Here is a 12,877-nt window from a genome sequence, read left to right as displayed (position 1 = left end):
GATTTTCATGGATACCATTCATGCAGTCATTTTAGGCATCGTTGAAGGAATCACAGAATTCTTGCCCGTTTCTTCTACAGGACATATGATCTTGGCTTCAAAACTTATGGGATTAGCACAAAGCGATTTTCTCAAAACCTTTGAAGTAGCCATCCAGCTAGGCTCTATCCTAGCTGTTCTTGTTTTGTTTTGGCGCAAACTCACTCAAGGGCTTGATATTTGGTTTAAACTCGCCGTAGGCTTTGTCCCTACAGGGATTTTGGGACTCACACTCTATAAATTTGTCAAAGATTTTTTTGATCCTCTCACGGTGGCATATATGCTGATCTTTGGAGGAGTGGTTTTCATCGTGATTGAATACTTCTATAAACCCCAGCACAAACTTGAGCACCTCAGTGAAATCAGCTACAAAAAAGCATTTTTGATCGGTCTTTTTCAATCTTTGGCGATGATCCCAGGGACATCACGCAGTGGTGCGACGATTGTGGGAGGATTGCTTCTTGGACTTAGTCGCAAATGCGCTGCAGAATTTAGCTTTTTGCTCGCCATTCCGACTATGTTTGCAGCCACAGGCTATGATCTTTATAAAAATTCAGGAATCCTTGATGCTCAACATCTTCAGATTCTTCTGATTGGGGGATTTGTCGCCTTTATTACAGCTCTTGGTGTGATCAAGATTTTTGTGCGATTTGTCTCTCATTTTGGCTATGGAATCTTTGGAATCTACCGCATCATCCTAGGAAGCGTGTTTTTGATCTTTGTGCTTTAAAAGACAAATATAGTAAATAGAAATGGAGACAAAGTGACACTTAGAGAGCAAATCAAGCTTGGGGAAAGCAAAATCCTAGAACTCAAGCGTGAGTTGCCCAAATACATTGCTTATCTTGCTTGGGAAGTTTGCTCACTGTATGCTCAAATGCGCGAGATTCAAAGGCACAACGATGAATATTTTTATCGACAAGAAAGAATATAGTGGAGATATTTTCTCAATCCTACAAAACGCACAAAACTTTGTCCTCAACCATCTCAATCTCTCCTCACACTTTGAAGGACTATATCGCAAAGATAGTTATGAAATCCCTCAAATTGCCTTGCGTGAGGCTCTTATCAATGCACTGATCCACAGAGATTACACAAATTCAGGTAGAGACATAAAGGTGGGAATCTATGATGACATTCTCAATATTGTCTCCCCAGGAGGGTTGCCCAATACAATCACACTAAGCGATATTCAAAATGGACGAAGTGAGGCAAGAAATAAAGTCATAGCAAGAGTGTTTAGAGAGCTTGGACTGATAGAGCAATGGGGAAGCGGGATAGGGAGGATCATCAACTCTTGTACCCAAGCAGGGCTTCAAGCCCCTATAATCACAGAGAAAAACGATTTGGAAAATCATCAACAAGCCAAAATCATCACGAAAGATCACTAAACAAGCAAATGATTCAAAGTAAATTATCCAAACATCGCCCCAAAATCCAAACCCTAGTCGTCTATGGTGGAAGCTTTGATCCTGTGCATTTAGGACACATTAGAGCAATCCAAATCACTCTAAAAGCACTCAATCCTTCACTATTCCTCATCACCCCAGCCTTTCGCAACCCATTCAAAGATTCCATCAGATACAGCACACAAAAGCGCACAAAATGGCTAAAGAGATCTCTTCGATCCTACATCAAAGATTCTAGAGTCAAACTCTGCCTCTTTGAAATCAAACGCAATTCCCCCACCCCCACAATCACGACTATCCAGTATCTCCGAAAGATTTTGAATATCTCCAAAATCTACTTTCTCTTAGGAGCTGATAATCTAGAGCATCTACATACTTGGGATGATTATCCCCTGCTTTCTCAACTTGTAGAATTTGTCTTTCTTGAGCGAGATGGATTCCCTGCTATACCTCACTCCTATCAGATACTCCCATTCGATGTTCCCGCATCATCCACACAGATTCGAGCAGGGGGAGCAAGGGAATTTTTGCCTCATTTTTTGAAGGGCTTAAGATAAAATCGCTCTCTTGAAATATCCCACCACATAGGACATTTAATGATAGAAAATCGCATTCAAAACATCGTGCAACTTTTAGAAGACAAAAAGGGTGAAAACATCGAAGTCATTGATCTAAGAGGCAAAGACTATATCACAGATTTTGTGGTGATTGTCACAGCACTTGTGGGCAAACATTCCTTTGCATTGCTAGATACACTCAAAACAGAACTAAAAGCCAAAGGAGAGCAATTCTTTGGTACAGAGGAAGAAAGCGAGGATTGGATCATTGCAGATTTGGGAGATATTATGATCCATATCTTCACAGAATCACACCGTCAAAAATTTAATCTTGAAGAATTCCTAAACACTTTGGGAAAACCCAACTAACCTCCCCCTCTCCCCAAACCAGTGGGAGAGCCATCCTAAAATCTATCAAAAATCAAACAACTCGCTCAAAAAAGATTCTCTCTTCTTGGGCTTATGATAATACCCTCCCTTCTCATATCTTCTATCTTGCTCATATCCACGATCATCTCTTCTCACTCGATCATAGACACTAGAAGGTGATTGAGGTGCTTCGGAATTGGCAATGATTTTATCCAACTCCCCACGATCAAGCCATACTCCACGACATTTGGGACAATAATCAATCTCCACTCCACTCCTCTCACTCATCAACAAATCAACTTCGACACACACTGGGCATTTCATTTCGCCTCCTTTAGTTTTAATTCAGGCATTATAATTTGAGAATCACAATTAAAAAGGATCGCTTATGACAAAAGAAGAATTTAAAAGTTTTGTTTCTCAGACAGAAAGTGCATCAGGCTATCAAAAGCCTCTAGGATTTGGTATCTGTCGTGCCGATCTTGGCAAAAAAAGTGGAAAAACACTTTGTGCCACATATCCTATTTTGAATTGGGGTGAGAATTTTGGCTCTTTTGCTGTTTTTAGCAAAGCAAGCGAGCAGGCAATCCTCATCCAAAAAAGTCAAAATGAAGTCCTCTTTGGGATCAATAAGGAATTCATCGATATAGCTTTGGAACTTTTTGCTCCATTTATGGCAGAAGCACAAAAGGACGCTTCATCTCATAAAAATATCCAAGTCTTGCTCGAACTCAAAAAAGCCTATGATGCAGGAGAGCTCTACACCAAGGGAGGGAAACCTCGCTTTAGATTCTGTGCCATTTTTGCTGATACCCAATGTGAGAGCGTAGAGAGTGCATATATGAAACTTCTTGCTCTCTCTCTTGGCAAAGCCCCTTTGCGCTCTTTGGTGCTTGATGGAATCTTTGGACTTTTAAGCAATGTAGCTTGGAGTGGAAACAAACCCTATGAGCTTGAATACCTCAGAGAAAGAGAGATCGAGCTCAAAATGAAGGGCAAATTCCCATCTATTGATTTTGTGGATAAATTCCCTCGCTATTTGATGCAAGTCATTCCCCAATATGACAATATTCGCCTACTTGATACAGCCAAAACCCGCTTTGGAGCCTATCTTGGAAGCGGAGGCTACACTCAAATGCCTGGAGCCTCTTATGTGAATTTCAATGCTGGAGCGATGGGTGCTTGTATGAATGAGGGGAGAATCTCAAGCTCTGTAATTATTGGAGAGGGGACTGATGTGGGTGGCGGAGCAAGTATCCTAGGTGTTCTGAGTGGAGGTAATAGTGATCCCATCAGCATCGGTAAAAATTGCCTTTTGGGCGTCAATAGCTCCACAGGCATTAGCCTAGGGGATGGATGCATCGTTGATGGTGGGATTGCAGTTTTGGCTGGGACGATTTTTGCCATCAAACCCGAAGAAGCTCAAAAGATCAAAGACATCAATCCTGATTTTATCATCAATGAAAGCGGACTTTACAAAGGACGCGAGCTAAGCAAAAAAAATGGAATCCACTTCCGTCAAGATTCCAAAACAGGTGCAATGATCGCCTTTAGAAGCAATCGAGAAATCAAGCTCAATGATGCATTGCACTAAATGGAACTACTTTTGCTTCTACCTTGCCAAATCCGAAGAAGGAGCGTAGGGAAATGTTGAATAAAGTTTTAGGAAGTATGATTTTGGGCATAGGGCTCCTCTATGGAGCTCAAGGGAATGGGATGCAACCTGCTCAAGGGGCACCACAGCAACCTCAGGCGACTCCTCAAACCTCACAGCAAATCGCCCAAGCTCCAAGCGCATCAAGACAGAGAGACCCCTCTACGGCTCTTCCCCCAAACGCACCTACACCCAATGTCACGCGTGATATAGCACCTACTTATGCTGACAACTTCGCACGCGATAAATTCCAAGCTCAACCCACTCTCAATGCAGCAATCGCTCTAGCCAAAAAAGGGGATATGGAGCAAGCACTCAAACTTTTCTCACAATCTTGCAATGAAGGAAATCCTGCTGGATGTTTTGGTGCAGGACTTATGCATATGTATGGTCAGGGCACCATCAATGATCAACAAAAAGCAGTAGGATATTATCAAGAAGCCTGCTCTGGTGGGGATGCTGTAGCTTGCACCAATCTAGCCATTGCTTATGATGATGGTGTGGGAGTGCAAATGGACAAAGAGAAGGCACTCCAATATTATCTTGTCGGATGTGAGGGAGGAGATAATATCGGATGCACCAATGCTGGATGGATGTATGCCAATGGTGTCGGAACTCCCAAAAACTACTACCAATCCCTCAATGCCTACAACAAAGCATGTAATTTGGGAAGCGAACTAGGATGTTACAACTTAGGGCTTATGAGCAATACCTACAATGTGTATGGAGTCGATAAGGATCGTTTGGGAGCACTAGATATGAACTACATCGCTTGCTCACAAGGCGATATGGTGGGATGTGCTAATCTTGGCTATCTCTATTCTACAGGTGAAGCAGGTGCTCCCCTCAACTATTACAATGCAGCCAAGTATTTCGATCTTGCCTGTCAAAATGGCGTGCTAAGTGCGTGCAACAACCTTGGAGTGCTCTATGACAATGGTCGTGGAGTTTTGCAAGACAAACTGCGCGCAATGGAACTCTTTGCTTTTGCCTGTCAAAATGGCTTTGAAACTTCATGCCAAAACTATCGCATCATCAATAGCAACAGTAGAGGCACCACTCGTATGCTTGGATGGTAATCCAAGCATCTGCCTGATTGTTTTATTTTTGTCTTATTCACCTCAGGGTGGCTCAACTCCAGCCTCTAGCCACTTTTAAACGCATTGATTCCTTGTTTGCGATGCTTTTAGATTATAATCCATACCAAAAACCACCCCAAATAATTGGAATATCATGAGCTTTACACATTTGCACTTACACACAGAATATTCTCTCCTTGATGGAGCCAACAAAATCAAAATCTTGGCCAAAAAAATCAAAGAGCTAGGTATGAGTAGCGTTGCCATGACAGATCATGGCAATATGTTTGGAGCAATGGAGTTTTATAAAACCATGCTTGAGGAAGGCATCAAGCCAATTATTGGGATTGAAACCTATCTTCACAATCATGAAAATTTGAGTGATAAAAGCTCCAAAGCACGATTTCATCTCTGTCTTTATGCCAAGGATTATGAGGGTTATCAAAACCTTATGTATCTAAGCTCTAGAGCCTTCATTGATGGATTTTATTATTATGCAAGAATCAACAAAAAACTCCTAAGAGAACATAGCAAAGGGCTTATCTGCTCCTCAGCTTGTCTTGCTGGAGAAATAAGCTATCACCTAGATTCTACCAATCCCATCTATCGCGATAGTAGTAACAAAAAGTTTAAAAAACCCTACAATCCACAGGGATATGAAGCTGCCAAAGAAGCGGCATTGGAATATCAAGATATTTTTGGTGATGATTTTTACATCGAGATTATGAGACATGGGATCGACAAACAGCTCTATATCGATGATTTATTGATCAAACTCTCACTTGAGACAGGGATCAAGCTTGTCGCTACAAATGACACACACTACACACTTAAAGAAGATGCACAAGCCCAAGATGTCGCGATGTGTGTCGCAACTGGACGCACGATGAATGACCCCAATCGCCTCAATCACACCGTGCATGAATTCTTTGTCAAATCCCCAGAAGAGATGGCAAAAATCTTTGCTGATATCCCTGAAGCTCTGCGCCACACCCAAGAGATTGCAGATAAATGCAACCTCATCCTCCCTCTCAAAAACACAGACATTATCGATAAAAACAGCGGAGAACAAAAACTCAAATTCACACCCGCAACACCACCGACTTTTAGATTCACCCAAGAATATGCACAGCAAGAGGGATTACATGGGATTTCAAGCGATGCAGATTATTTTGCTTATAAATGTCAAGAAGGACTTAAAGAGCGTCTAGAAATCATTCCCCAAGAACTACACGCAACCTATCAAGAACGCCTCAATCAAGAGATTGAAATCATTACCAAGATGAATTTCCCAGGTTATATGCTCATTGTGTGGGATTTTGTCAATTTTGCCAAACGCAATGGAATCCCAGTCGGACCAGGGCGTGGAAGTGCTGCGGGTAGTCTTGTGGCTTTTTGTCTCAAGATCACCAATATCGATCCACTCAAATACGATCTACTCTTTGAGCGTTTTTTGAATCCAGAGCGCGTCAGCATGCCTGATATCGATATGGATTTTTGCCAGAGACGACGAGGGGAGATCATCGAATATGTCACACAGCGCTATGGGAAATTCAATGTCGCACAAGTGATCACCTTTGGTGAACTCAAAGCCAAAGGGGTGATTCGCGATGTGGCAAGGGTATTTGATATGCCCTACAATGAAGCTGATGCGATGGCCAAACTCATCCCAGATGATTTGGGAATCACTCTTAAAATGGCTTATGATAAAGAGCCAAAGATCAAAGAACTCATTGAAAAAAATGAATTAGCTGCCAAAATATGGGATTTTTCACTCAAACTTGAAAATCTCAAACGCAATGCCGGAACTCACGCCGCGGCTGTAGTGATCGATTCTGAAAAAGAACTCTGGCACAAAACCCCACTTTATACAAGTGAGCGCCTAGGAGGAGCCACAGTCACCCAGTATTCTATGAAGTGGCTTGAACCTGTTGATCTCATCAAATTTGATTTCTTGGGACTCAAAACCCTCACAGTAATCGATGATGCACTCAAGCTCATCAAAAAGCGTTACAACAAAGAGATCGATTTCTTGCGTGTCAATATCGAGGATCCAAAAGTCTATGAAACGATGCAGAGCGGAGATACTTTGGGATTATTCCAAATCGAATCAGGAGGTATGCAAGATCTCAATAAACGCCTGAAACCAACGACATTTGAAGATGTGATCGCGGTTTTGGCTCTCTATCGTCCAGGACCGATGGAATCAGGTATGCTTGATGACTTCATCGATCGCAAACATGGACGCAAACCCATCACTTATATGTTTCCCGAACTTGAACCCATCCTCAAACCCACCTATGGTGTCATCGTCTATCAAGAGCAAGTGATGCAGATTGTTCAAACCATTGGAGGATTTAGCCTTGGTGGAGCAGACCTAGTGCGCCGAGCAATGGGGAAAAAGATCAAAGAAGAGATGGATCGCCTCAAAGATACTTTTGCAAATGGAGCAGAACAAAAAGGATTTGATCGCTCTAAGGCTGAGGAACTTTGGGAGCTTATCGTGAAATTTGCTGGCTATGGATTCAACAAATCTCACTCTGCAGCCTATGCCATGATCACATTCCAAACTGCCTATCTCAAAACTTATTACAAACATGAGTTTATGGCAGCGATGCTTACAAGCGAGACAAGTAAGATTGAGGCTGTTGCACACTATCTTGATGAAGTCAAGGCGATGGAGATTGATGTCATCCCTCCACATATCAATATCTCTGAGCATGATTTTGGTGTCAATGAATTTGATGGTGAGCGCAAGATTGTATTTGGCTTAAGTGCGATCAAGGGTGTTGGAGATGGTCCGATTGAGGCAATTATCGAGGAGCGAATCACAAATGGGGAGTTTAAAAACCTAGAAGATTTTATCGCGCGCATTGACTGGAGCAAGATCTCAAAGCGCGTCCTAGAACCCCTGATCAAGTCTGGAAGTCTTGATGGGTTAGGCTATAGTCGCAAATGTATGCTCACACATATTGATGCAATTTGTGAGGCTGGGCGCAACAAAGACAAAGCCAATGCTATGATGGCTAACTCTCTTTTTGGTGAGCTAGAAAACGAACCCTCCACCATTTCTCTTCATTTCTCAGATATAAATGAAGATGATGAATTGGTTTTGTTGGAAAATGAATATGAATGTATGGGGATCTATATCTCTGGCCATCCCCTCGATAGCTTCAAAAAAGAAATCAATGAGATCAAAAAAGTGGCCAAAAGCGCTGAACTTGAAAAATATGGAGATGGATCAAGTGTCCTGCTAGTTGGGAAGATTCTTGACATCCAAAGAAAAATCAGCAAAAAATCAGGCAAACCCTATGGGATCCTATCCCTCCTTGATTATTCTGGAAAATTTGATCTGATGATTTTTGAGCAAACTCTCAATGATTTAGAACAACGAGAAGACAAAGAAAAACCCCTAGCCATCAAATGCAAAGTCGAATACAAAGAAGATAAGCCCTCCTTACGCCTTCTTGAGATTCTCTCCCTAGAAGAAGCCAAAGAAGTCAAAACAACCACAAAAAAGAGAGAACACAAAGACGAAAAACCTGCTGAAACCACAGAGGATTCTACTACCCCCATTGCTCTTATTTTGCCTCTTGATGCCCAAGAAAGCCTTCTAGAACAGATCGCTACACTTGCTCAAAGCCATCAAGGAGAGCGGGAGTTCAAAATCATCTTGCAAGATCAAGATGAGTGCTATATCTTCTCAACACCCCTCAAGGTTCACAGCTCGATCAAAACCACACTCAATACAATGCAATGGAGAGATTTATGAGACTAAACAAATTCATCTCCCATCACAGCAAATACTCTAGGCGCGAAGCAGATGCCCTCATCGCACAAGGCCGTGTCAATATCGAGAAAAAGAAGGCAACCCCCACTTCTATCCTCAAAGAAGATCAAAGAGTTTTTATCGATGGGAAACAGCTTCGCCCCAAAAAAGATGATCACTTCACTCTCATCATCTATCACAAACCCAAAGGAGAACTTGTCAGCAAAAAAGATGATCGCGGACGCAAAACGATCTATCACTCTCTAAGCTCTCAATTCTCCCATTTTCTGCCTGTTGGGCGTCTTGATTATGCATCTGAGGGGCTTTTGATCCTAAGTGATAGCAAAGAGGTTGTAAGCAAACTTATGCAAAGCAATCTAGAGCGCGTCTATCTTCTCAAGCTCAATGGCTCCATTACTCAAAAAATGCAAGAAGCTATGGAAAATGGATTAGAGCTAGAAGATGCACGCGCTGGAGCTCATACCCACAGCACCATCACTTCCATGAACTTCTCTCCTTTTGCTGATTTTACGATTATCAAAAACTCACGCAATTATTCCAAGATCAAAGTCTCTATCACAGAGGGGAAAAATCGAGAGCTGAGGCGATTTTTTGCTCATTTTGGGCGTGAGGTGCTTGATCTTAGAAGGATTAGCTATGGATTTGCCTCACTCAATGCCCTCCCTTGCGGAAAAACGCGTTTTTTTAGCAAAGAAGAATACAAAGCCCTCCATCAATTTCTAACAAAGGATCACAATGGACTTTCTTAAAATTCACCACACACCAAAACTTAGCGGAAGTATCAATATCTCTGGTGCCAAAAACTCAGCACTCCCCATCCTCACAGCCACTCTTTTGAGCAAAAATCCGATCACCATCTCCAATCTCCCCAATGTCGCAGATGTCAATACTTTGCTAAAACTTCTAGAAATCCTTGGAGCAAGCTATCAGCACATCCAAAACAACCAAATCCATATCGATACTTCTAGCGTCCATGAGACTAGAGCAAACTATGATATCGTGCGCAAGATGCGCGCATCTATCCTTGTTTTGGGACCACTTTTGGCGCGCTTTAGACACTGTGAAGTCTCTTTGCCTGGAGGATGCGCTATCGGAGCTAGGCCCGTAGATCTCCACATCAAAGCACTAGAGAAAATGGGGGCTCAGATTGAGATTCAACATGGCTACATCGTCGCGACAGCTCCACAAGGGCTTAGAGGTGCCAACATTATGTTTGACAAAATCACAGTCACAGGCACAGAAAATCTTCTCATGGCAGCAGCACTTGCCAAAGGTAAAACAAAGATCATCAATGCCGCCAAAGAACCAGAAGTAGTGCAGCTCTGTGAGATTTTAAAGGATGCTGGGGTAGAGATCGAGGGGATTGGGACTAGTGAGCTTGAAATCCAAGGAAGTGATGGGGAACTTTTGGATATGCAAGATATTTGCGTGATTGCAGATCGAATCGAGGCTGGGACCTATCTTTGTGCTGGTGCGATCACCAACTCTTCCATCACCCTCCACCATGTGATCCCCCACCATCTTGAAGCGATCACAGATAAGCTTGAAGAGATTGGCTTTGGCTTTGAAATCTCTCAAGATTCACTCACTCTTCTTCCTGCTACAAAACGCAAGGCATTTGAGCTCATCACGACAGAATATCCAGGATTTCCAACAGATATGCAAGCACAATTTATGGCTCTAGCCTTGGTTTGTGAGGGCACTTCAACGATTGAAGAGAGATTATTTGAAAATCGCTTTATGCATGTCAATGAGCTTCAAAGAATGGGAGCAAATATCACACTCAAAGGGCACACAGCGACAATCATTGGAGAAGAAGAGCTCAAAGGAGCAGATGTGATGGCAACAGATCTAAGAGCCTCTTCAGCCCTCATCCTTGCAGGACTTGTCGCTCAAGATTGCACACAAATACACAGAATCTACCATCTAGATCGCGGATATGAAGGACTAGAAGAGAAACTACGCTCTCTTGGAGCATCTGTCCAACGCCTCAAAGAAAAATAACAGGAGTTGTGGTATTTATCCATCCAGATGATTTTCATTCACAAAAACATAGCCCATTGTGCAAAGGAAATAGATGAAGAAATACAAAATCCTCAACCTAGATTGTCCAAATTGTGCGCAATCTCTTCAAAAAGAACTTCAAAAACAACCCTTCATCCAAGATGTCATGATCGACTTTGCAAATGGGGCAATTTTTTTGGATACACAAGATCTGGAGCGCACTAAACAAACCATCAAAGAAGTAGAAAAAAATATAGAGATTTTGGAATGGCGAGAAGCAAGCAAAGAGCCATCAACCAAAGTTGAATTGTTTTTTCTCTTTTCTCTTCTTGGATGCTTTGCCCTAGCCTTCATCTTGACTTCTCCCCTATCTCAAATACTGCTTTATGGAATCTATCTCATCGCTGGGATCCCTGTATTCAAAGGAGCATATAAACGCCTAAAAAACAAAGAATTTTTTGATGAAAATTTCTTGATGTTTTTTGCCACAATTGCCGCATTTTTCATCGGTGCAGACTTTGAGGCTGTCGCTGTGATGCTGTTTTATCGTATCGGAGAGTTTTTTGAGAATCTTGCTGTGCGCAAAAGTCGCAAAAATATCCAATCCCTCATCGATCTAAGCCCATCTTATGCTTGGAAAAAGCAATCTGATGGCACACTCCTCAAAGTATTTCCATGGGAGTTACAAATCGATGACATCGTCATCATCAAGGCTGGAGAAAAGATCCCAAGCGATGGAGTCATCATCAAAGGTGAAAGCGAGCTTGAAGAAAAAATGCTCAATGGAGAATCAATGCCTCGCTTTTGTCATCCAGATGATGAAGTGTTTGGTGGGAGTATCAATCTTTTGGGCGTTTTGGAAGTCAAAATCACCAAAACCTATGATCAAAGTGGGATCTCACAGATCATCACTCTCATCGAACAAGCCAGCACACAAAAATCTCAAAGCGAGAAGAGAATCACCTCATTTGCCAAGATTTACACACCCTGTGTGTTTGCGCTATCTTTTCTTATCGCGATTCTTCCACCACTTTTGGGATATGGCACATGGGATGAATGGATCTATAGGGCTTTGGTTGTGCTTATGGTGAGCTGCCCATGTGCTCTTGTTTTGAGCACTCCTTTGGGATACTTTGGAGGGATCGGTGGAGCAAGCAAGAAGGGTATTTTGATCAAAGGAGCCAATTTCCTTGAAGCGCTAGCACAGCTCAAAATGATCGCCTTTGATAAGACAGGGACATTGACAAATGGAGAATTTGAAGTTGATCAGATCATCTCACTTAGCTCATATTCCAAGGAAGAGATTCTTGGATTTGCCATGTGTGCAGAACATCTCTCAAGTCACCCCATCGCAAAATCCCTCCAAAAACAAGCCCAAAATCTCTCCATCACACACACGCCAATTTCTCACGATCAGATCGCGGGTAAAGGTATGGATGCCCAATGCTGTGGAAATCGCATCCTTGTAGGCAATAAAGCATTGCTAGATACATTTGGCATCCAATATCCCCAAATCCACACCCAAGAAACGCTTGTCTATGTCGCACTAGGATCTGAATGTATCGGATACATCACACTCAGAGATGCTCCCAAACCCAATGCCAAAGCCTGTATCCAAAAACTCCACGGTATGGGAATTGAGACGATGATTTTGAGCGGAGATCAGCAAGCAAATGTCCAAAAAGTCGCCCAAGAGCTTGGGATCTCCAAAGCCTATGGCGGACTTCTTCCTCAAGATAAGCTCACCCTTTTTCAATCGCACAAACAAGAAAAATCAGCCTTTGTAGGAGATGGGATCAATGATGCTCCAGTGCTCTCAAGTGCTGATGTCGGGATCTCTATGGGCTTAGGAGGGAGTGATCTAAGCAAGGAAACCTCTGATGTGATTTTGACCAATGATGACTTGGATAAACTCATCATAGCCATCAATATCGCCCAAAAGACGCGTGCAATTACAGCTCAAAACATTGCTTTGG

The 12,877-nt window shown here is 42.4% G+C and carries 12 protein-coding genes; 11 read left to right on the top strand and 1 reads right to left on the bottom strand.

Annotation, left to right across the window (positions count from 1 at the left end; translation table 11 throughout):
• Positions 1–7 precede the first annotated feature (7 nt).
• The 5 genes from T391_RS0100115 to rsfS are packed head-to-tail and all read left to right on the top strand — an operon-like array spanning position 8 to position 2,374.
• A complete protein-coding gene (locus tag T391_RS0100115; RefSeq protein ID WP_027326627.1) occupies positions 8–769 on the top strand; it encodes an undecaprenyl-diphosphate phosphatase in 762 nt (253 codons plus the stop codon).
• A gap of 33 nt (positions 770–802) precedes the next feature.
• On the top strand, positions 803–973 hold the full coding sequence (locus tag T391_RS08615; protein ID WP_169728199.1) for a hypothetical protein: 171 nt from the start codon (positions 803–805) through the stop codon (positions 971–973).
• Positions 942–1,430 carry an ATP-binding protein gene (locus T391_RS07445; RefSeq protein WP_051420486.1) on the top strand — a complete coding sequence of 163 codons (489 nt, stop codon included), beginning with the start codon at positions 942–944 and terminating at the stop codon, positions 1,428–1,430. Before T391_RS08615 ends, T391_RS07445 begins: the two co-directional genes overlap by 32 nt.
• Before the next feature lie 8 nt (positions 1,431–1,438).
• Positions 1,439–2,005 carry a nicotinate-nicotinamide nucleotide adenylyltransferase gene (locus tag T391_RS07440; RefSeq protein ID WP_051420485.1) on the top strand — a complete coding sequence of 189 codons (567 nt, stop codon included), beginning with the start codon at positions 1,439–1,441 and terminating at the stop codon, positions 2,003–2,005.
• A gap of 39 nt (positions 2,006–2,044) precedes the next feature.
• The gene (gene rsfS, locus T391_RS0100100) at positions 2,045–2,374 is read left to right on the top strand and encodes a ribosome silencing factor (RefSeq protein ID WP_027326626.1); all 330 of its coding nucleotides are present in this window, start codon (positions 2,045–2,047) and stop codon (positions 2,372–2,374) included.
• A gap of 45 nt (positions 2,375–2,419) precedes the next feature.
• On the opposite strand, the gene T391_RS0100095 is transcribed toward rsfS, so the two are convergent.
• The gene (locus tag T391_RS0100095; RefSeq protein ID WP_027326625.1) at positions 2,420–2,698 is read right to left on the bottom strand and encodes a TFIIB-type zinc ribbon-containing protein; all 279 of its coding nucleotides are present in this window, start codon (positions 2,696–2,698) and stop codon (positions 2,420–2,422) included.
• Between the two features lie 64 nt (positions 2,699–2,762).
• Between T391_RS0100095 and T391_RS0100090 the strand changes: the two genes are divergently transcribed.
• From T391_RS0100090 to T391_RS0100065, 6 genes are all read left to right on the top strand, one after another.
• Positions 2,763–3,968 (top strand): tetrahydrodipicolinate N-succinyltransferase N-terminal domain-containing protein, encoded by a 1,206-nt coding sequence (locus tag T391_RS0100090; RefSeq protein ID WP_027326624.1) that lies wholly within the window; start codon positions 2,763–2,765, stop codon positions 3,966–3,968.
• Between the two features lie 53 nt (positions 3,969–4,021).
• On the top strand, positions 4,022–5,107 hold the full coding sequence (locus tag T391_RS08725) for a tetratricopeptide repeat protein (RefSeq protein ID WP_051420484.1): 1,086 nt from the start codon (positions 4,022–4,024) through the stop codon (positions 5,105–5,107).
• Positions 5,108–5,261: 154 nt separating this feature from the next.
• Complete coding sequence (gene dnaE, locus T391_RS0100080; protein WP_027326623.1) at positions 5,262–8,879, top strand: DNA polymerase III subunit alpha; 3,618 nt, start codon at positions 5,262–5,264, stop codon at positions 8,877–8,879.
• Positions 8,876–9,646 carry a pseudouridine synthase gene (locus T391_RS0100075; RefSeq protein WP_027326622.1) on the top strand — a complete coding sequence of 257 codons (771 nt, stop codon included), beginning with the start codon at positions 8,876–8,878 and terminating at the stop codon, positions 9,644–9,646. The genes dnaE and T391_RS0100075 overlap by 4 nt, the downstream gene beginning before the upstream one ends.
• On the top strand, positions 9,633–10,901 hold the full coding sequence (gene murA, locus T391_RS0100070; protein ID WP_027326621.1) for a UDP-N-acetylglucosamine 1-carboxyvinyltransferase: 1,269 nt from the start codon (positions 9,633–9,635) through the stop codon (positions 10,899–10,901). Before T391_RS0100075 ends, murA begins: the two co-directional genes overlap by 14 nt.
• A gap of 73 nt (positions 10,902–10,974) precedes the next feature.
• On the top strand, positions 10,975–12,877 hold a 1,903-nt coding region (locus T391_RS0100065; RefSeq protein ID WP_027326620.1), incomplete at its 3' end, for a heavy metal translocating P-type ATPase.

The organism is Helicobacter pametensis ATCC 51478, from assembly GCF_000518225.1.
Lineage (GTDB): Bacteria > Campylobacterota > Campylobacteria > Campylobacterales > Helicobacteraceae > Helicobacter_G > Helicobacter_G pametensis.
This window is presented reverse-complemented; position numbering and strand designations above follow the sequence as displayed.

Bases quoted from the DNA above. Each gene is read 5' to 3' on its own strand.
- T391_RS07445 (WP_051420486.1), top strand. From the start codon at position 942: ATGAATATTTTTATCGACAAGAAAGAATATAGTGGAGATATTTTCTCA.
- T391_RS0100115 (WP_027326627.1), top strand. From the start codon at position 8: ATGGATACCATTCATGCAGTCATTTTAGGCATCGTTGAAGGAATCACA.
- murA (WP_027326621.1), top strand. From the start codon at position 9,633: ATGGACTTTCTTAAAATTCACCACACACCAAAACTTAGCGGAAGTATC.
- T391_RS0100095 (WP_027326625.1), bottom strand. From the start codon at position 2,698: ATGAAATGCCCAGTGTGTGTCGAAGTTGATTTGTTGATGAGTGAGAGG.
- T391_RS0100075 (WP_027326622.1), top strand. From the start codon at position 8,876: ATGAGACTAAACAAATTCATCTCCCATCACAGCAAATACTCTAGGCGC.
- T391_RS07440 (WP_051420485.1), top strand. From the start codon at position 1,439: ATGATTCAAAGTAAATTATCCAAACATCGCCCCAAAATCCAAACCCTA.
- dnaE (WP_027326623.1), top strand. From the start codon at position 5,262: ATGAGCTTTACACATTTGCACTTACACACAGAATATTCTCTCCTTGAT.
- T391_RS08725 (WP_051420484.1), top strand. From the start codon at position 4,022: ATGTTGAATAAAGTTTTAGGAAGTATGATTTTGGGCATAGGGCTCCTC.
- T391_RS0100090 (WP_027326624.1), top strand. From the start codon at position 2,763: ATGACAAAAGAAGAATTTAAAAGTTTTGTTTCTCAGACAGAAAGTGCA.
- rsfS (WP_027326626.1), top strand. From the start codon at position 2,045: ATGATAGAAAATCGCATTCAAAACATCGTGCAACTTTTAGAAGACAAA.